19 protein-coding genes and 2 riboswitches are annotated in these 18,253 nt (G+C 67.2%); of the genes, 16 read left to right on the top strand and 3 right to left on the bottom strand.

All coding sequences use genetic code 11. From position 1 onward, the window contains the following. Positions 1-2: 2 nt before the first annotated feature. Together AC2FNA_RS04000 and AC2FNA_RS04005 are read right to left on the bottom strand one after the other, a co-directional pair. Positions 3-755 (bottom strand): class I SAM-dependent methyltransferase, encoded by a 753-nt coding sequence (locus tag AC2FNA_RS04000; RefSeq protein ID WP_496824645.1) that lies wholly within the window; start codon positions 753-755, stop codon positions 3-5. 65 nt (positions 756-820) lie between these two features. Then, entirely contained in the window at positions 821-1,783 is a 963-nt protein-coding gene (locus tag AC2FNA_RS04005; RefSeq protein WP_496824647.1) for an NAD(P)-dependent oxidoreductase, read from the bottom strand. Between the two features lie 218 nt (positions 1,784-2,001). Here AC2FNA_RS04005 and AC2FNA_RS04010 point away from each other — a divergent pair, with 218 nt between their 5' ends. From AC2FNA_RS04010 to cobJ, 8 genes are all read left to right on the top strand, one after another. Continuing rightward, positions 2,002-2,886: a LysR substrate-binding domain-containing protein gene (locus tag AC2FNA_RS04010; protein WP_496824649.1), complete on the top strand. Its 885-nt coding sequence runs from the start codon at positions 2,002-2,004 to the stop codon at positions 2,884-2,886. Positions 2,887-2,958: 72 nt separating this feature from the next. Further along, a riboswitch (cobalamin riboswitch) is annotated at positions 2,959-3,181 on the top strand. Positions 3,182-3,275: 94 nt separating this feature from the next. After that, positions 3,276-3,650 carry a DUF1636 family protein gene (locus AC2FNA_RS04015; RefSeq protein WP_496824650.1) on the top strand — a complete coding sequence of 125 codons (375 nt, stop codon included), beginning with the start codon at positions 3,276-3,278 and terminating at the stop codon, positions 3,648-3,650. A gap of 3 nt (positions 3,651-3,653) precedes the next feature. Further along, a complete protein-coding gene (gene cobW / locus AC2FNA_RS04020) occupies positions 3,654-4,709 on the top strand; it encodes a cobalamin biosynthesis protein CobW (RefSeq protein WP_496824652.1) in 1,056 nt (351 codons plus the stop codon). A gap of 9 nt (positions 4,710-4,718) precedes the next feature. Beyond that, positions 4,719-8,012, top strand: coding sequence for a cobaltochelatase subunit CobN (gene cobN / locus AC2FNA_RS04025; protein ID WP_496824654.1), 3,294 nt, complete (start codon positions 4,719-4,721; stop codon positions 8,010-8,012). Beyond that, on the top strand, positions 8,009-9,136 hold the full coding sequence (locus AC2FNA_RS04030; protein ID WP_496824656.1) for a ferredoxin-like domain-containing protein: 1,128 nt from the start codon (positions 8,009-8,011) through the stop codon (positions 9,134-9,136). The genes cobN and AC2FNA_RS04030 overlap by 4 nt, the downstream gene beginning before the upstream one ends. Beyond that, on the top strand, positions 9,136-9,765 hold the full coding sequence (locus AC2FNA_RS04035; RefSeq protein WP_496824658.1) for a precorrin-8X methylmutase: 630 nt from the start codon (positions 9,136-9,138) through the stop codon (positions 9,763-9,765). Before AC2FNA_RS04030 ends, AC2FNA_RS04035 begins: the two co-directional genes overlap by 1 nt. Then, the gene (locus tag AC2FNA_RS04040; RefSeq protein WP_496824660.1) at positions 9,762-10,490 is read left to right on the top strand and encodes a precorrin-2 C(20)-methyltransferase; all 729 of its coding nucleotides are present in this window, start codon (positions 9,762-9,764) and stop codon (positions 10,488-10,490) included. Before AC2FNA_RS04035 ends, AC2FNA_RS04040 begins: the two co-directional genes overlap by 4 nt. Then, the gene (cobJ, locus tag AC2FNA_RS04045; RefSeq protein WP_496824661.1) at positions 10,487-11,239 is read left to right on the top strand and encodes a precorrin-3B C(17)-methyltransferase; all 753 of its coding nucleotides are present in this window, start codon (positions 10,487-10,489) and stop codon (positions 11,237-11,239) included. The genes AC2FNA_RS04040 and cobJ overlap by 4 nt, the downstream gene beginning before the upstream one ends. Here cobJ and AC2FNA_RS04050 read toward each other — a convergent pair. Further along, positions 11,212-11,964: a cobalt-precorrin-6A reductase gene (locus AC2FNA_RS04050; protein ID WP_496824662.1), complete on the bottom strand. Its 753-nt coding sequence runs from the start codon at positions 11,962-11,964 to the stop codon at positions 11,212-11,214. The two genes, cobJ and AC2FNA_RS04050, sit on opposite strands and share 28 nt — an antisense overlap. Here AC2FNA_RS04050 and cbiE point away from each other — a divergent pair. From cbiE to AC2FNA_RS04090, 8 genes are all read left to right on the top strand, one after another. Continuing rightward, complete coding sequence (gene cbiE / locus AC2FNA_RS04055) at positions 11,963-13,162, top strand: precorrin-6y C5,15-methyltransferase (decarboxylating) subunit CbiE (protein ID WP_496824664.1); 1,200 nt, start codon at positions 11,963-11,965, stop codon at positions 13,160-13,162. The genes AC2FNA_RS04050 and cbiE overlap by 2 nt on opposite strands. Beyond that, the gene (locus tag AC2FNA_RS04060; protein WP_496824666.1) at positions 13,159-13,527 is read left to right on the top strand and encodes a cobalamin biosynthesis protein; all 369 of its coding nucleotides are present in this window, start codon (positions 13,159-13,161) and stop codon (positions 13,525-13,527) included. The genes cbiE and AC2FNA_RS04060 overlap by 4 nt, the downstream gene beginning before the upstream one ends. Next, positions 13,524-14,318, top strand: a complete 795-nt coding sequence (cobM, locus tag AC2FNA_RS04065) for a precorrin-4 C(11)-methyltransferase (protein ID WP_496824668.1) — start codon at positions 13,524-13,526, stop codon at positions 14,316-14,318. The genes AC2FNA_RS04060 and cobM overlap by 4 nt, the downstream gene beginning before the upstream one ends. Next, positions 14,305-15,627 carry a cobyrinic acid a,c-diamide synthase CobB gene (locus AC2FNA_RS04070; protein ID WP_496824669.1) on the top strand — a complete coding sequence of 441 codons (1,323 nt, stop codon included), beginning with the start codon at positions 14,305-14,307 and terminating at the stop codon, positions 15,625-15,627. Before cobM ends, AC2FNA_RS04070 begins: the two co-directional genes overlap by 14 nt. Continuing rightward, on the top strand, positions 15,624-16,352 hold the full coding sequence (gene cobA, locus AC2FNA_RS04075) for a uroporphyrinogen-III C-methyltransferase (RefSeq protein WP_496824671.1): 729 nt from the start codon (positions 15,624-15,626) through the stop codon (positions 16,350-16,352). The genes AC2FNA_RS04070 and cobA overlap by 4 nt, the downstream gene beginning before the upstream one ends. Beyond that, positions 16,345-17,088 carry a precorrin-6A synthase (deacetylating) gene (gene cobF, locus AC2FNA_RS04080; RefSeq protein ID WP_496824673.1) on the top strand — a complete coding sequence of 248 codons (744 nt, stop codon included), beginning with the start codon at positions 16,345-16,347 and terminating at the stop codon, positions 17,086-17,088. Before cobA ends, cobF begins: the two co-directional genes overlap by 8 nt. Before the next feature lie 43 nt (positions 17,089-17,131). Beyond that, a riboswitch (cobalamin riboswitch) is annotated at positions 17,132-17,342 on the top strand. A gap of 35 nt (positions 17,343-17,377) precedes the next feature. Beyond that, positions 17,378-17,548: a CbtB domain-containing protein gene (locus tag AC2FNA_RS04085; RefSeq protein WP_234138881.1), complete on the top strand. Its 171-nt coding sequence runs from the start codon at positions 17,378-17,380 to the stop codon at positions 17,546-17,548. A 3-nt stretch (positions 17,549-17,551) separates the two neighbouring features. Beyond that, entirely contained in the window at positions 17,552-18,250 is a 699-nt protein-coding gene (locus AC2FNA_RS04090) for a CbtA family protein (protein ID WP_496824675.1), read from the top strand. Positions 18,251-18,253 lie beyond the last annotated feature (3 nt).

Here is an 18,253-nt window from a genome sequence, read left to right on the forward strand (position 1 = left end):
GCTCAGGGCAGTTTCTGCGCGATATAGAAACCATAGCTGACATGCGCCGAATGCGCGCGATAGAGCACGATCTCTGCGCGTTCGGCTGCAACGATCTCTTTTGCTTCGGCCGAGTCTGCGTGCCGCTTCAGAAAACCGGCAAACCGCGCCTCCATAGGCTCGTAATAGGCCGCGAGCCAACAGGCGGGCGGAAGCGGAAAATAGCCTCGCAACCCGTATCCCGCTGCCTCGATCTGCGCTATTTTCTCGCCAGCGGTGGCAACCTGCGGATATTCCCGCGCCCAATGCGCACTCAGATCGGCGGGACGGTCGTTGGTCAGCCAGGTCAGTTCCGACACCGCCAGAATGCCGCCCGGGCGCAAGAAGCGCCGCCAGGCAAGCAACCCAGCCTCGAACCCGACGTTGTAGATCGCCCCCTCGGACCAGATCACATCCAACGACGCATTGGCAAAGGGCAGCTCCTCCATCGACGCGGCAAGCGTGTCGATGCGGTCCATCAGGCCTGCGCGAGCAGCGCGCCGATCTAGCTCGGCCAGAAAGGCAGGCAGCAGATCCACCGCAGTGATCCGCGCATCCAGTTCTTCGGCCAACACCAAGCTGGCAGCACCTGTGCCACAACCAATATCGGCGATGTCCAGACCCGTGCGCCCGGCCAGCCCGGCCAAGCGCAGGGCCAGACGAGTATGGTCGACATCACCTGGCCCCTGCCGCTCTGCCTCCAGATGCAGGTCGGTCAGCAATTGCAACATGTCCATGCATCACCTCCTGCCGCGCAGGATAGCCGAACCAAAAGCGGCCACTGCGCGGCGGGCTGTCGCGCCTAGCCTGACGCGCGCACGAGCCCCTGCGGAACCACCTCGTAACCGGGCTCTTCGGGTTCGTCATCCACCATCTCGGGCGGAAAGCCCGGCGCGGTGATGTCAAGCCCGGTCGCCTCTTCCAGGCGGCGGATGATGTCGTCGGACTGGGCCCGCATGCCATAGCGGGCGATCCCGTCCTCGAAGATGCTGATCATCAGCGGCGAGATCTCCAGCGGCACGCCGGTGCGGTCGGCTATCGACTGGAACAGGCCGATATCCTTTTTCACCAAGTCCATTGTGAAGTTGATGTCGCGGCTGCCATTCAGGATCACCTGGCTTTCGGTCTCGTGCACAAAAGAGGTGCCCGAACTGATCTTGATTGCCTCGTAGGTGGTGTTCAGATCCATGCCGGCGGCCTTCATCGTCACCAGCGCCTCGCAGCAGGTCAGCAGGTTTGCGGTGGCCAGATAGTTGGTCATCACCTTCAGAACCGAGGCGCTGCCCAGCGGGCCAGTATGCAGGATACGCCGCCCCATCACGGTCAGGAAGGGCAGGATGCGCTCGAACGTGGCCCGGTCGCAGCCCGCGAAAATCGAGATATTGCCGGTATCGGCCCGGTGACAGCCACCCGAAACCGGGCAGTCGACAGCGGCACCGCCGCGCGCGATCACCTGTTCGCCCAGTCGTTTGACCTCGGCCTCGTCGGTGGTGGACATTTCCATCCAGATCTTGCCGGGTCCGACCTCGGGCAGCATCTCCGCCATCACCGCGGCGCTGGCGGCGGGCGAAGGCAGACAGGTGATCACCGCGTCGCAATCGCGCATCATCTGCGCCGGCCCTTCGGCCGCCTTGGCGCCGCGCGAGACGAAACCCGCCACCAGATCGGGGTTGAGATCATGCACCGTCAAATCGATGCCATTGCGCAGCAGCGAGCCCGAGAGCTTGCCACCCACATTGCCCAGTCCGATAAAGCCTACTTTCATTGCGTCCTCCCTTGCCGGTCCTGCCGGGGTCATGGTTCGCGCGCAGTATGAAAGCTGGATTTAACCAAGAGAAACGAATAAAGAATGTCAAAATGCCATGATTTTTTTGTGATACATGTCGAACCCGCGCAACCGACAAAATTTCCACGGAAATTTTGTCCCAGAAAATTTGAATTTTCTGGGCCCCGCCCCGGTCCTCGGCCCGGATCTTTTCTGAGATGGCCCGCCTGCCCAACCCGGTCTGGCTGCGGACGTTCGAGGCCGCCGCCCGTCATCTGAACTTCACCGAAGCCGCGCGCGAACTGGGGCTGACCCAGACCGCCGTATCCCTGCATATCCGCTCGCTAGAAGCCGAGTTGGGAGAGCCCCTTTTTACCCGTGCGGCCCGGCGGCTGGGGTTGACCGAGTTGGGGCGCAGCTATGCGCTGTCGGTGCGGCAGGCGCTGGCGGATGTGGCGCTGTCGACCTCTAGCCTATTCGGTCCGGCCCGGCGCGGCATCCTGCGGCTGCGTGCGCCGATTTCCTCGGCCGCCTACTGGCTCGCCGCCATCCTGCCGGATTTTGCCGCCGACCATCCCGGTATTCCCGTGCGACTGGTCTCGAACATCTGGGATGACGGCCCGGCGGTGGGCAGCGTGGATGTGGACATCAGGCTGGGGCGTGGCGATTGGGCAGGGTTGGTGACCGAAAAGCTCTGCGATGAGACCATCGTGCCGGTTGCGCGGGCCGGAGAACCGGTGCAGCCACCGTCGGCGCTTCAGGCGCATCAGCTGATCCACATCCTGGGATACGAGGACAACTGGCCACGCTGGTTCGCGGCGCAGGACCTGTCCGCTCCAACCGGCGGCAGCCTTTATTCGGTCGATACCACCGTCGCGGCGCTGCAACTGGTGATGGCGGGGGCCGGGCTGGCGATCGTGCTGACGCGCTTTGCCCAGGGCGCCATCGCCCAGGGCGCACCACTGCGGCTGGCGGGACCTCCGATTCCCTTTTCGCAGGCGCATTATCTGGTCCGCCCCGAACGTGCCGCCCCGCCCGGTGCCCCGGCGCAGCTCTACCTCGACTGGCTGCGTGCGCGGCTGGCGGCGGATGCCGCTGGCTGAACGTCAGAGGTCGCTTTTCCCCTGCCCCCTCAGACGCACCGCCAAGCGCGCTTGACAAGGCCCCTGCCCATGCCGCATGTCCGCCCTGTTGGTGTCCGGGAAACCGGATGAAAAGGGAATGCGCCAGCGGTTCCGGGAACTGGTCCCGGGCAGCCGTCAAGCGCAGCCGCCCCCGCGACCGTGACCGGAGAGGGTGCCCAAGCCACTGGCCAATTGGCCGGGAAGGCGGGACGCCCGACAGGGCAAGACCCTGACATCCGCAAGCCGGGAGACCTGCCAGCACACGAACTGCAACCGGACGGGGTGTTTCCGGTGACGGGTCTGGGGCCAGAAGGGCCGACCCGTGCATGCCCCGTCCCCCATGACTGGACCCTGGGGGGATGAGAGAGATGAGCGAACACGCTCCGGTCGAGCTGTTGGTCTGTACCACCTGCCGCCGTGGATTACCGGTCGAAGACGATGCCCAGCGCCCTGGCGCGCTGCTCCACCGCGCGCTGAGCGCCGCCGCGCTGCCCGAAGGGGTCATCGTGAGGCCGGTCGAATGCCTGTCCAATTGCGATCAGGGTTGCTCGATCGTGTTGCGCGGCGGCCCGACGCGCTGGACCTTTGTTTATGAGAACCTCAACGAGGCCGATGACGTGGCCACCATCGTCGAGGGCGTCACCAAATATCACGCCACCGCTGACGGGCTTGTCCCCTGGCGCGAGCGTCCCGTCCATTTCCGCAAGAACTGCGCCGCGCGCATCCCCCCGATCGGAGCCTGAGCCATGAGCACCCTTGAAAAACTCCCCGTTACCGTGATCACCGGCTTTCTCGGTTCGGGCAAGACCACGCTGATCCGCCACCTGATGCAGAACCCGCAAGGCAAGCGGCTGGCCGTGGTCGTCAACGAATTCGGCGATGTGGGGGTCGATGGCGAGATCCTGAAAAGCTGCGCCATCCCGGAATGCCCGGCGGAAAACATCATGGAACTGGCCAATGGCTGCATCTGCTGCACCGTGGCCGATGATTTCATCCCCACCATCGAGGCGCTGATGGCGCTGGAGCCGCGCCCCGATCACATCCTGATCGAAACCTCGGGCCTGGCGCTACCGAAGCCGCTCTTGAAGGCGTTCGACTGGCCCGATATCCGGTCCAAGATCACCGTGGATGGCGTCATCGCGCTGGCCGATGCCGAGGCGGTTGCGGCGGGCCGCTTCGCGCCCAATGTGGCGGCGGTGGATGCCCAGCGGCTGGCCGACGACTCGATCGACCATGAAACGCCCCTGTCCGAGGTGTTCGAGGATCAGATCAGCTGCGCCGACATCATCCTGCTGACCAAGCCCGATCTGGCCGGCCCCGAGGGCGTGGCACGCGCGCGCGAGGTGATCGCCGCCGAGGCGCCCCGCCCGCTGCCGGTGGTCGAGGTGGCCGAGGGCGCGGTGGATGTGCGCGTCATCCTGGGCCTTGGCGCCGCCGCCGAGGACGACATGGACGCTCGTCCCAGCCATCATGACGGCCATGACGACCACGAGCACGACGATTTCGAAAGCATCGTGGTGGAACTGCCCGAACAATCCGACCCGGCCGAACTGGTCGCGCGGATCGAGCGGCTGGCCAACGAGTTGAACATCCTGCGCGTCAAGGGCTATGCCGCCGTTTCGGGCAAGCCCATGCGCCTCTTGGTGCAGGCGGTGGGTGCGCGGGTGCGTCACCAATATGACCGCCCGTGGCAGCCGGGCGAGGAGCGCCGCTCGCGCATGGTGGTGATCGCCGAGCATCACGACATCGACGAGGCCGCGATCCGTGCCATCCTGACCGGCGTTTCCGAGCCTGCGGAGTAAGCGCGCGCCATGCATGTCGTTTTCCGCGAAAGCCACGGGCTGGAAGAGACCGAGACCCCGACCGACCTGGGCCAGAGCCCGGCGGATCTGGTGGTGCTGTCGTTCTCGGACAGTGACCTGGGTGCTTTTGCGGCGGGCTGGCATCGCGGCGGCGGGGCGGTGGGCAGAATGCCCACCCTACGCCTGGCCAACCTGACGGCGCTGAAACATCCCCTATCCGTCGATACCTATGTCGAGAATACCCTGTCAGGGGCCAAGGGCATCCTGATCCGGCTGATCGGCGGCGTGCCTTATTGGGCCTATGGGCTGCAACAGGTGCTGGCGCTGGCGCAGGAGAAGGGGCTCGCGCTGGCGGTTCTGCCGGCGGACGGGCGCGAGGATACGCGCCTTGACGCCTATTCCACCCTGCCCGTCTCGACCCTGCGGCGGTTGCAACATCTCTGCGACACCGGCGGCGAGGTGGCGGCGCAGGCCGCGCTGGCGCAAATGGCGCTGGCGACCGGGCTTTATGCCGGGCCGGTGATCGGGTCAAAGGTGCTGCCCGAATGCGGGTTCTGGTGCCCCGAGCGCGGCGTGATCGCGCCCGAGACTGCGTTCGAGGGCGACGCCCCGCGCATACTGGTCACCTTTTACCGAGCCTATCTGACTTCGGCCGACACGGCCTCGGTCGCGGCGCTGATCCAGGCCTTTCGCGCGCGCGGATTTCAGGCGATGGGCATGTTCGCGCCTTCGCTGAAGGTGCCCGCCGCTGCCGATTGGATCGCCGGACAGATGCCGGGGCTGGCCCCGGCGGCCATCGTCAATGCCACCTCGTTTTCCGGCAAGGGCGCCAATGGCGCCTCGCCGCTCGACGCCGCCGGCGTACCGGTATTCCAGGTGGCGCTGGCCACCTCTCGCCGCAAGGCCTGGGCCGAGGCCGAGCGCGGGCTGTCGCCCGCCGATCTGGCCATGCATGTGGTGCTGCCCGAGGTCGACGGGCGCATCGACGCCGGGCTTATCTCGTTCAAGGAGCCGGGCAAGCGCGACCCGGCGCTGGAATATTCCCGTTTCGCGCACCGCCCAGAACCCGACCGGATCGAGGCGGTGGTAAACCGGGTGTCGGGCTGGCTGCGGCTGGCGGCCAAACCCGCTGCCGAGCGCTCGGTTGCATTGGTTCTGTCCACCTATCCCGGCAAGGACTGGCAGATGGCCCATGCGGTTGGTTTGGACGCGCTGGCCTCGGTCGAGGCGATACTGTGCGATTTGCAGGATGAGGGGTATGACATCGCATCCGGGCAGCCGATTGCGGAAGAGCTGCAAAATGTGTCGATTTCGTGGCCAATCGCTGATTACCGCAAAGCTTTGGCCAGCATTCCGCCACAATTGCGCCAGGATTTGCAAAGCGCTTGGGGTGACCCTGAGAGTGATCCGGCATTTTCGCAAGGCAATTTGCAGTTTCGCGCGATCCGGCGCGGCAAGGCGCTGGTGGCCCTGCAACCGGAACGGGGCACGCCCGAGGCGCGCGATGACGACTATCACGACCTCTCCCGCACTCCGCGCCACGGCTATGTGGCCTTCTATCTCTGGCTGCGGCAGGCGCTGGGAGCCGACGCCCTGATCCATATCGGCGCCCATGGCACGCTGGAATGGCTGCCGGGCAAGGCGGTGGCGCTGTCGGGGCAATGCTGGCCCGAGGTTCTGATCGGCGATCTGCCGGTGATTTACCCCTTTATCGTCAACGATCCGGGCGAGGCCGCGCAGGCCAAGCGCCGCATCGGCGCGGTGACGCTGGGCCATATCCCCCCGGCCCTGCGCGTCAGCGGCACGCCGGACCGGATGGTACAACTCGAGGCACTGCTTGACGAGTTTTCCAATGCCGACGGGCTGGACCCCAAACGCCGCGACCGCTTGCAGGGCGATATCCGGGCCGAGGCGCAGGCGCTGGGGCTGGAGGATGATCTGGGCCTTGATCGCGCCACCTCGACCGCCGAGGCGATCACCCGCATCGACCGCTTTGTCTGCGACGTGAAGGAAAGCCAGTATGGCGACGGGCTGCATGTCTATGGGCGTGTGCCCGAGGTGACCGGCCCGTTCGATCCCACCCCTTCGGCACAGGGCGAGGCGCGCGCGCTGATTGATGCGTTGGCGGGCAAGCGGATCGCGGCGGGGCCGTCGGGCTCGCCCTACCGTGGGCGGACCGATGTGCTGCCCACCGGGCGCAACCTTTATACCACCGACCCCCGCTCGGTCCCGACGCGCGCGGCCTATACCCAGGGCGTGAAACTGGCCGAAGAACTGGTGCGCCGGCATTTGCAGGAAGAGGGCGATTACCCCAAGGGGCTGATTGTCGATCTCTGGGGCTCGGCCACCATGCGCACGGCGGGCGAGGAATTCGCCATGGCGCTGCATCTGTTGGGGGTCAAACCGGTCTGGGATCAGGGGTCCGAGAGGGTTTCGGGGATCGAGGTTCTGCCGATCACCGATCTGGACCGGCCCCGGCTGGACGTCACGCTGCGTGTCTCGGGCCTGTTCCGCGATGTGTTCCCGACCCTTTCGGCGCTGTTCGGTCAGGCGGTGCGCGCGCTTTGCGCGCGTGACGAGGCGCCCGACTGGAACCCCTATGCCGGGCACGCGCCCGCGGCGCGCGTCTATGGCCCGGCACCGGGCAGCTACGGGCTGGGCATGGGGCACCTGCCCGAGACCTATACCGACGAGGCCCGGCAGAGCGCGGGCGAGGCCTGGCTGGCCGCCAGTTCCTTTGCGCTCGAAGGTGAGAGCATCGCCCGCGACGCCGATGGCATCCGCGACCGCGTCGCCAAGGCCGACGGGTTCGTGCATTTGCAGGATCTGGCCGAGACCGATCTGCTGCTGGCCGCCGACTATGCCACGCACGAGGCAGGCTTTGCCGCCGCCAAGCGGGTGACAGGGGGCAAGGCGCAGCTCTATCACCTCGACAACACCAACCCCGACACCCCGCGCGCGCGCACCCTGCCCGAGGAAATCGCCCGCGTGGTGCGGGCCCGCGCCGCCCATCCCGGCTGGATCGCGGGCATGATGCGGCACGGGTTCCGGGGTGCGGCCGAGATCGCGGCGACGCTCGACCACATGGCCTCGTTCGCGCATCTGGCCGACAGCGTGGCCCCGCATCTCTTTGACCTCTACCACGATGCCACGCTGGGCGACGCGCAGGTCGCGGCCTTCCTGCATGAGGCCAATCCGCAGGCCTATCAGGCCATGCTGGACCGGTTCCGCGCGCTTTACGAGGCGGGGCTGTGGCAGACCCGGCGCAACTCGATCCGGGCCGATCTGGAGGGGCTGGCATGAGCGCGCCCATCGTCCAGGGCTGGTGCCCCGGCGCGCATCGCCCGATGATGTCGGGCGACGGGCTGGTGGTGCGGGTGCGCCCGCGCCTCGCCCGGCTGAGCGCGTCGCAGGCGCTGGGTCTTTGCGCGCTGGCCGACCGGGTCGGCAATGGCACCATCGACCTGACCAACCGTGCCAATCTGCAACTGCGTGGGGTGGCCGAGAAGGATCATCAACCGCTCTTGGCCGAACTGGCTGCGCTTGACCTGTTGGACCGCGAACCGGGCCTCGAGGTGCGGCGCAATATCCTGTTCTCACCGCTTTACCGCGACGGCGGCTTGACCGAGCGGCTGGGGCGAGAGTTGACGGAGCGACTGGGCGAACTGCCTGTGCTGCCGGCGAAATTCGGCTTTGCCATCGACACCGGGGCGGGTCGTCTGCTGAGCGCGGATTCGGCGGATATCCGGCTGGAACAGAGCGCAAACGGCCTGATCCTGCGCGCCGACGGCATGGCCTCGGGGCGCGAAGTGACCGAGGGCGAGGCGATCGACCGCCTGATCGAGCTGGCGCGCTGGTTTGCCGACCGATATGCCCCGGATACCCGCCGCATGGCGCGGCTGGTGCGAGCGGAATCCCTGCCCCCGATCTGGCAGGGCACGGAACCGGTGCCGGTTGGTGAACCGTTGACCCCCGGTGAGACAGCCCTTGGCCCGCTTTATGGCGCGGCTTTTGGCCAGCTGCCCGCGCAGGCGCTGGCCGCGCTGCTGCGCGACAGCGGCGCCGTCGCTTTGCGGGTCACCCCCTGGCGGCTGATCCTTCTGGAAGGGGCGCAGGCCATCCCCGCCCCCGATTTCGTCACCCGCACAGGCGATCCCATTCTAACTACCGATGCCTGCCCCGGTGCGCCCTATTGCCCGCAGGCGCAGGCCGAAACGCGGGATCTGGCCCACGCGCTGGCCGAGCGCGTGAATGGCAGCCTGCATGTCTCGGGCTGTGCCAAGGGCTGCGCCCGGATGCGCCCCGCCGATATAACGCTGGTCGGTCGCGATGGGCGGTTTGACCTTGTAAAACGGGGCCGCGCGGGGGATGAGCCCTGCCAGCGCGACCTGACACCCGAAACACTGAAGACGATGGACCTGACCTGATGCCCTATGAATACGAAACCGATGGCGCGGCGATCTACAAACAGTCCTTTGCCACCATCCGGGCCGAGGCCGATCTGGCTCGCTTCGACGCGGACGAGGAGCAGGTCGCGGTCCGCATGATCCATGCCGCCGGCATGGTCGGGCTGGAGGAGTTCGTTCATTTCTCGCCCGACTTCGTCACCGCCGCGCGCGGCGCTCTGGAGGCGGGCGCGCCTATCCTCTGCGATGCGCGCATGGTCAGCGAGGGCGTGACCCGGTTCCGCCTGCCGGCCGATAACGAGGTGATCTGCACCCTGCATGACGAGCGTGTGCGCCCGCTGGCCGCCGAAATGGGCAATACCCGCTCGGCCGCCGCGCTGGAACTGTGGCGCCCACACTTGGCGGGCGCAGTGGTGGCGATCGGCAATGCGCCCACCGCCCTGTTTCACCTGCTGAACATGCTCGAAGATCCCGATTGCCCGCGCCCCGCCGCGATCATCGGCTGCCCGGTGGGCTTTGTCGGCGCGGTCGAGTCGAAAGACGCCCTGTGGGAGGCACAGCCGGTGCCCTGCTGCATCGTCAAGGGCCGCCTGGGCGGCAGCGCCATCACTGTCGCCGCCATCAACGCCATCGCGAGCCGCGCCGAATGAGCGCGGGCACCATATACGGTCTGGGCCTTGGCCCCGGCGATCCCGACCTGATGAGCGTCAAGGCCGACCGGCTGCTGCGCGGCGCCCGCCATGTGGCCTATTTCCGCAAGCCCGGCCGCAGCGGCCAGGCCCGCAAGATTGTCAACGGGATGGTCCCCGAGGGCGCGGTCGAGTTTCCGATGGAATACCCGGTCACCACCGAGATTCCGGTGACCGATCCGCGCTATAACCAGCTGCTGTCCGAGTTCTACGAGGCTGCCGCCGCCCATCTGCGTACGCTGGCTGATGCGGGCGAGGATGTGGTTGTCCTGTGCGAGGGTGACCCGTTCTTCTACGGCTCGTTCATGCATCTTTATACCCGCCTGCGCGATCTGGTCCCGGTCGAGGTGATCCCCGCCATCACCGGCATGTCCGGCGCCTGGACCGCCACCGGCACCCCGATCACCTGGGGCGACGATGTGCTGACCGTGCTGCCCGGCACCCTGTCCGAGGATGTGCTGGCCGCCCGCATGGCCGAAACCGACGCGTTGGTGGTGATGAAGCTGGGCCGCAACCTCGACAAGGTGGTGCGCGCGCTCAAGACCGCCGGCCTGTTCGAACGCGCCTGGATCGTCGAATATGCCCAGATGGCCAATCAGCAGGTCTCGCGCCTGTCCGAGAAATGCACCGGCATCACGCCCTATTTCTCGATCATCATCGTGCATGGTCAGGGGCGGCGGCCATGAGCGGCTGGCTGCGGATCGTGGGCCTTGGCCCGGGCTCGGAGGCGCTGGTCACCCCCGAGGTGACGGCAGTGTTGGCCGAGGCCACCGATGTGGTGGGCTACATCCCTTACGTCGCGCGGGTGGCCGAGCGGCCCGGCCTGACGCTGCATGCCAGCGACAACCGGGTCGAGATCGACAGGTCTCGCCACGCACTCGAGATGGCCGCCGACGGACACCGGGTGGTCGTGGTCTCGTCGGGCGATCCCGGCGTGTTCGCCATGGCCTCGGCAGTGTTCGAAGCGCTGGAAGCCGGGCCGCGCGCATGGCGCGATCTGGACATTCAGGTGCTGCCCGGCATCACCGCGATGCTCGCCGCCGCTGCGCGAGCAGGCGCGCCGCTGGGCCATGATTTCTGTTGCATCAACCTCAGCGACAACCTGAAGCCATGGCCGCTTATCGAACGCCGGTTGCGGCTGGCCGCGCAGGCGGATTTCGCGATGGCCTTCTACAATCCACGCTCGAAATCCCGCCCCGAGGGGTTTGAAAAAACGTTGCAAATCCTGCGTGAGGAATGCGAGCCTGAGCGGTTGATCCTGTTTGCCCGCGCGGTCTCGCGCCCGGACGAGGCCTTGCGCATCGCACATCTGGCAGAGGCGACCCCCGAGATGGCGGATATGCAGACCGTGGTCCTGGTCGGTTCGTCCCGCACCCGTGTCATCGAAAGAGACGGTACCCCAATCGTTTACACGCCGAGGTTCACGCCGGAATGACGCAACCAGCGCAGCACATCGGTGGGGGTGGCAAGCTCGGTCCGGGGCGGCAGAACGGGGCGGTCGATCATCAGCACCGGCAAACCCAGGTCGCGCGCCGCGTCCAGCTTGGCCCGCGCCCCGGTGCCGCCGGCGTTCTTGCTGACCACAAGCTGCGTTTTATGCTGTTGCATCAGGGCCTTGTCCCCCTCTCTTGTGAAAGGCCCCCGCGATACCACGACCTGTGCCTTGGGCAAGGGCAGCGGTTCAGTGGGCGCATCGACAAGGCGCAAGAGATAGTCGTGCTGCGGCTGGGCCGCGAAGTCGTCCAGATGCATCCGGCCAACCGCAAGGAAGACACGTTGTGGCGCCCCTGCGAGTGTGGCCACAGCGGCGGCGATATCGGGAACATGGCTCCAGTTGTCTCCCTCAACGGGTTGCCAGGCGGGCCGTGTCAGCGCGGCCAGCGGCACACCCGTCTGGGCGCAGGCAGCGCAGGCATTCATGCTCATCTGCGCGGCAAAAGGATGTGTTGCATCAATAAGGTGCGTGACGGTGTTGCTGTGGATAAAATCCACCAGACCGGGCACGCCGCCAAAGCCACCAACCCGCACCGGGATCGGCTGCTCGCGTGGCGCCTCGACCCGACCCGCATAGGAATAGGTGGCGCGCAGCCCGGTTTCGGCCACGGCGCGCGCCAAAGCGTTGGCTTCGGTGGTACCGCCCAGGATCAGGAGGTGCGACATGTCTGATGCTCCGTGGCTGAGCGTGATCGGCATGGGCGAGGATGGACTGGATGGCCTGCCGCCCGCAAGCCGTCAAGCCCTGGACGCGGCCGAGGTGATCATGGCGCCGCCCCGGCATCTGTCGCTGCTGCCCGAGGGGCCGCAGGAGCGCATCGCATGGCCTGTCCCCTATGCCGATGGGCTGGAGGTTCTGGCCGGGCTACGCGGGCGCCGCGTGGCGGTGCTGGCCTCGGGCGATCCGTTCTGGTTTGGCGCGGGTGCGGTCATTGCCCGGCATTTCGATGCGGGCGAGTGGCGCGCGCTGTCGGGAGTTTCGACCTTTTCGCTGGCGGCGGCACAGCTTGGCTGGCCGCTGGAGAAGACCCTCACCCTGGGCCTGCATGCTGTCCCGCTGACCCGGCTGCGGCCCTATCTGGCATCCGGCCTGCGCGCGCTGGTCCTGCTGCGTGACGGTGCGGCAGTATCCGAACTGGCGCGGTATCTGAGCGAGACCGGCTTTACCACCAGCCGCCTGCACGTGATGGAGGCGCTGGGGGGCCCGCGCGAGCGCTTGCAAACCCTGTCGCTGGCCGAGGCGCAAGTGGGCGATTTCGCCCACCCGGTCTGTGTCGGCGTCGAAGTGGCGGGCGATGGCCCAGCGATCCCCAAGGCCAGCGGCAGGCCGGATGCGATCTTTGACACCGACGGGCAGATCACCAAGCGCCCGGTGCGGGCGCTGACCCTGTCGGCACTTGCACCGCAGCGGGGCGAACATCTGTGGGATATCGGCGGCGGCAGCGGCTCGATCGGGATCGAGTGGCTGATGAGCGATCTGACGCTGAGCGCCACCACCATTGAGCCCCGCGCCGACCGCGCCGCGCGTATCCGCGCCAATGCCGACGCCCTGGGGCAAGACCACCTGCGCGTGGTCGAAGGCAGCGCGCCCGAGGTGCTGGGCAGCCTTGCGCGGCCCCATGCGGTGTTCATCGGCGGCGGTCTCAGCGTGGCGCTGCTGGAATGGCTCTTTGCCGAACTGCCCGCCGGCACCCGGCTTGTCGCCAATGCGGTGACGCTGGAAAGCGAGGCTTTGCTGGCCCTCTGGCAGGTCGACAAGGGCGGCGAGCTGCTGCGGATCGAACTGGCGCAAGCGGCCCCACTGGGGCCGCGCCGGGGCTGGAAATCGGCCTATCCGGTGGTGCAGTGGAGCGTGACGCTATGATCGTCGCGGGACTGGGCTTTACCACCACGGCAGAGGCGGCCAGCCTGCGCGCAGCCTATGACAAGGCCGCCGCCGGACAGGCGGTGGCCGCGCTCGCCACCGTTGCCGACAAGGCCGGGCACCCGGCGCTGGAGGCGCTAGCGGCAGAGCTGGCGCTGCCCTTGCACCTTATTCCGGCGAGCGAGCTTGCCGGGCAGCGCACCCTCACCTGCTCGCCGCAAAGCCGCGCCAGCTATGGCACCGGCAGCGTGGCCGAGGCCGCGGCGCTGGTCGCCGCCGGGCCGGGCGCGCGGCTGATCACCCCAAGACAGATATCGGACGACCGGCGCGCCACCTGCGCCCTCGCCATCGGAGACCAGACATGACCGTACATTTCATCGGCGCCGGACCGGGCGCTGCCGACCTGCTCACCCTGCGTGGCCGCGATATCATCGCCTCCTGCCCGGTCTGCCTTTATGCCGGGTCGCTGGTGCCCGAGGAGATCCTGAGCCATTGCCCCGAGGGGGCAAGGATCGTCAACACCGCGCCGATGGATCTGGATCAGATCATGGCCGAGATCGAGGCCGCGCATAAGGCCGGGCAGGATGTGGCGCGGCTGCATTCGGGTGATCTGTCGGTCTGGTCGGCCATGGGCGAGCAGATCCGGCGGCTGAAACAGATGGGCATCCCGGTCAGCGTTACACCCGGCGTACCGTCGTTCGCGGCCGCTGCTGCCGCGCTGGGGACCGAGCTGACCCTGCCGGGTCTGGGGCAATCGGTGGTGCTGACCCGCACGCCCGGTCGCGCCTCGTCGATGCCCGAGGGCGAGAGCCTGGAGAACTTCGCCCGCACCGGTGCCACGCTGGCCATCCACCTGTCGATCGGCAATCTGGACAAGGTGGTCGCCGATTTGACCCCGCACTACGGCGCCGATTGCCCGGTGGCGGTGGTCTATCGCGCCAGCTGGCCCGACGAACGGATCATCCGCGTCACGCTGGAGACGCTGAAAGAGGCGCTGGACGAAAGCATCTCGCGCACCGCGCTGATCCTGGTGGGACCGGTTCTGAAGGGTGAGGGGTTTGACGAAAGCTGCCTCTATTCCCGCGAATACGACCGCCGTTACCGGCCGCAAAGCGCCGACAGCCCGTGGTCGAGCTGGAGCCATGGCGATGACTAACCCCCCCGGCCTGATGATCTCGGCCCCGGCCTCGGGCACCGGCAAGACCACTGTCATGCTGGGGCTGTTGCGCGCGCTGGCCGAAGACGGGCTGGTGGTGCAGCCCTTCAAGAGCGGACCCGATTATATCGACCCTGCCTTTCACCTAGCGGCGGCGGGGCGGGCCTCGTTCAACCTCGACAGCTGGGCGATGGGCGCGCGGCTGCTGAACGCCGTGGCCGCGCAGGCCGCGGGTGCCGATATCGTGGTAGCCGAAGGGTCGATGGGCCTGTTCGACGGTGTCGCCAAACCCGGCGAGACCGGCCACGGTTCGAGCGCCGAGACCGCGCTCAGGATGGGCTGGCCGGTGGTGCTGGTCCTCGATGTGGGTGGACAGGCGCAATCGGCGGCGGCCACGGCGCTGGGATTCCGGATGTACAATCCCGACCTGCCCTTTGCCGGAGTGATCCTGAACCGCTGTGCCAGCCCCCGGCACGAGCGGCTGACCCGGCTGGGCATGGAGCGCGCGGGCCTGCCGGTGCTGGGCGTGCTGCCCCGGCGCGGCGATCTGACCCTGCCCGAGCGGCATCTGGGCCTCATTCAGGCGGTGGAACATCCCGACCTGGAGGCCGCCATCGCGGGCTATGCCGCATTCCTGCGCGAACATGTCGACCTGGACGCGATCCGGGCCGCCGCCTCTTCAAGCCCTGCAGGGCTTTCCTCGGCACCGCTGCCGCCGCCCCCGGCCCAGCGCATCGCATTGGCGCGAGATGCGGCGTTTTCCTTCACCTATCCGCATCTCCTGGAAGGCTGGCGCGCGGGTGGCGCCGAGATCCTGCCGTTTTCACCGCTGGCCGACGAGGCCCCCGCGCCCGATGCCGATCTGGTCTGGCTGCCCGGCGGCTATCCCGAACTGCATGCGGGCACACTCGCCGCCGCCAATACCTTTCGCGCGGGGCTGAGACGACATGCCGAAACCCGGCCCGTGCATGGCGAATGCGGCGGCTACATGGCATTGGGTGAGGCGCTGATCGACAAGGACGGCACCCGCCACCGGATGGCGGGTCTGTTGGGCCTCGTCACCTCGTATGACAAGCGCAAGTTCAACCTGGGCTATCGCCGGGCCGAATTGCTGGGGCCCCTGCCCGGCTATGGTACCGGTGCCACCCTGCGCGGGCACGAGTTCCACTATTCCTCGATCCTGGAACAGCCCGACGCGCCGCTGGCCCGTGTTTTCGATGCCGAAGGCGTCGAGGGGCCGCAAACCGGGTCCGTGCGCGGGAATGTCACCGGCACCTTCTTTCACCTGATCGCAGAGGCGGGATCATGAGCGGTTTTGTCTCCTTCGTCGGCTCGGGGCCGGGCGACCCGGACCTGTTGACGCTGAAAGCTGTGGACCGGCTGGGCAAGGCAGACGCGGTGCTGTTCGACGATCTGTCGAGCGGGCCGATCCTGGCCCATGCGCGCGCGGATGCCGATCTGGTGGGGGTGGGCAAGCGGGCGGGCCGCGCCTCGCCCAAGCAGGACCACGTGAGCCGCCTGCTGGTGGATTATGCCCAGACCGGCGCCCACGTCGTGCGGCTGAAATCCGGCGATGGCGGTCTCTTTGGCCGGCTGGAGGAGGAACTGGTCGCGCTGCGCGCGGCCGGGATCGGATACGAGATCATCCCCGGCATCCCCTCGGCGGTGGCGGCGGCGGCGGCGGCGGGCATCCCGCTGACCCGACGGCTGACCGCGCGGCGGGTGCAATTCGTTACCGGCCATGACGTCAGCGGCCAATTGCCCCCCGACCTGAACCTGCCCGCACTGGCAGACCCGCAGGCCACCACGGTCGTGTTCATGGGCAAGCGCACTTTTCCGTTGCTGCTGGATGCGCTTGAGGCGCATGGCCTGCCACGTTCGACGCCTGCGTTGATGGCCGAAAGCGTCTCGACCCCTGAACAGCGCCTGACAAGCGCCACCATGGGCGAACTGGCCGAACGGCTGGCAGAGGAGGTGGGCACCGCCCCTGCCCTGATCCTGTATGGTCCGCTGGCGGAGTTCGGCGATGGTTGAGCTACTCCTGATCGGAATCGGCACTGGCAATCCCGACCATGTCACCCGCGAAGGCATCGCCGCCATTCGCGCCGCCGATCTGATCCTGATCCCGCGCAAGGGGGCGGGGAAATCCGATCTGGCCGGGCTGCGCGAGCGTATCATCACTGACGCCACCGACACCCCGCCGCAGATCGCCTATTTCGACATCCCCGCGCGCCGGGCTGACGACGGGTATCTGAAGGGCGTCGACGACTGGCACGATGCAATCGCCCTGCGCTGGCAGGCGGCGATGGAGGACCACCCCGGCGCGGCGCGGGTGGCGTTGCTGATCTGGGGAGACCCGTCGCTCTATGACAGTTCGCTGCGAATCGCGGCACGGCTCGATCCGCAACCCAAGGTGCGGGTGATTCCCGGCATCACGGCGCTTCAGGCCCTGACGGCGGCACATGGCATTCCGATCAACGAATTAGGCGCACCGTTTCTGGTCACAACCGGGCGGCGCCTGCGCGACGAAGGCTGGCCGCCCGCCGTGGATACCGCGGCCGTGATGCTGGACGGCGAATGCTCGTTCCAGGCCTTGGATATGTCCGATTACCACATCTGGTGGGGCGCCTATGTGGGTATGGAGGAACAGATTCTGGTGGCGGGTCCATTGGCCGCGGTGGCGGGAGAAATCGTCGAAACCCGTGCCCGCGCGCGGGCCGATCATGGCTGGATCATGGATATCTATCTTTTGAAAAAGCGCGGAAACTGACCGGAAAGGTCGCAAATGACGATTGCGCCGGGCGCGCGTTCGCGGCTAAATGGAGGGGTCTGGTCCTGCCGGAGCAATCCGGATGCTAAGAGGGAATTTGGTGCGACCGCCCGTCGGTTCAAGCCAAAGCCGCCCCCGCGACTGTAAGCGGTGAGCCGCTGTTCAACCAGCCACTCCCGGGTTCGCTCCGGGGGGAAGGCGAACAGAGGCACCGACCCGCGAGCCAGGAGACCTGCCAGACAGGTAATGAAACACCGGCCGTCGGGTGCGGCGGCAAGGAGGAAATGACATGACGACCAAAACACTCAAGGCATCGGCCACCGGTTCCGCGATCCTTCCGGCCCTGTTCGCCGTAATCCTGGGCCTGGGCATCGTGACCCTGGCGGGCCATGTGCAGGCATCCGCACTGCATGACGCCGCCCACGACGTGCGCCACGCAACCGGCTTTCCCTGCCACTGAACCATGTTCAGTCGCATTCTGACCAGCGCGTTGTTCGCTGGCGCTGCAGCAGGGCTGATTGCCGCCTTGCTGCAGTTTCTGTTCGTGCAGCCCGTGTTGCTGCATGCCGAGTTGTATGAATCCGGCGAACTGGTGCATTTCGGCGCCGAGGCGGTAAGCGCCCAGCCCGACCTGCCCGGTATGTTCGCCGATCCGATGCGCGATGCGCTCACGGTCGTTTTTGCGATGCTGACCTATACCGGCTATGCAGTTGTCATGGTTGCCCTGATGTCGGTGGCCGAGGGGATGGGCCATGCGGTGACCGCGCGCGCCGGTCTGCTTTGGGGGCTGGCCGGGTTCATCACCTTTCACTTCGCGCCCGGCCTGTCGCTGGCGCCCGAGGTGCCCGGTGTATCCTATACAGATATCACCGCCCGCCAGATCTGGTGGACCGCGACCGTGGCCGCGGCGGGTATCGCCATGTGGCTGATCGCCTTTGGCGGCAACCTGATGGCCTATGGCGCCGCCGCGCTGCTGTTGATGGCGCCGCATCTGATCGGCGCGCCCGAACCTGACAGCTTTGCCGGCCCGGTCCCCACCGAGCTGGGCGCGCTGTTTGCCGCCCGCGCCTTTGGTGTCGGGATGGCGGCCTGGGTGCTGCTGGGTGGCTTCGCGGGTTACTTCTGGCAGACCGAGAGCAAGCGCGCCGAAGCGCACGCCTGATCC

This window comes from Ruegeria sp. YKSD163, from assembly GCF_059612905.1.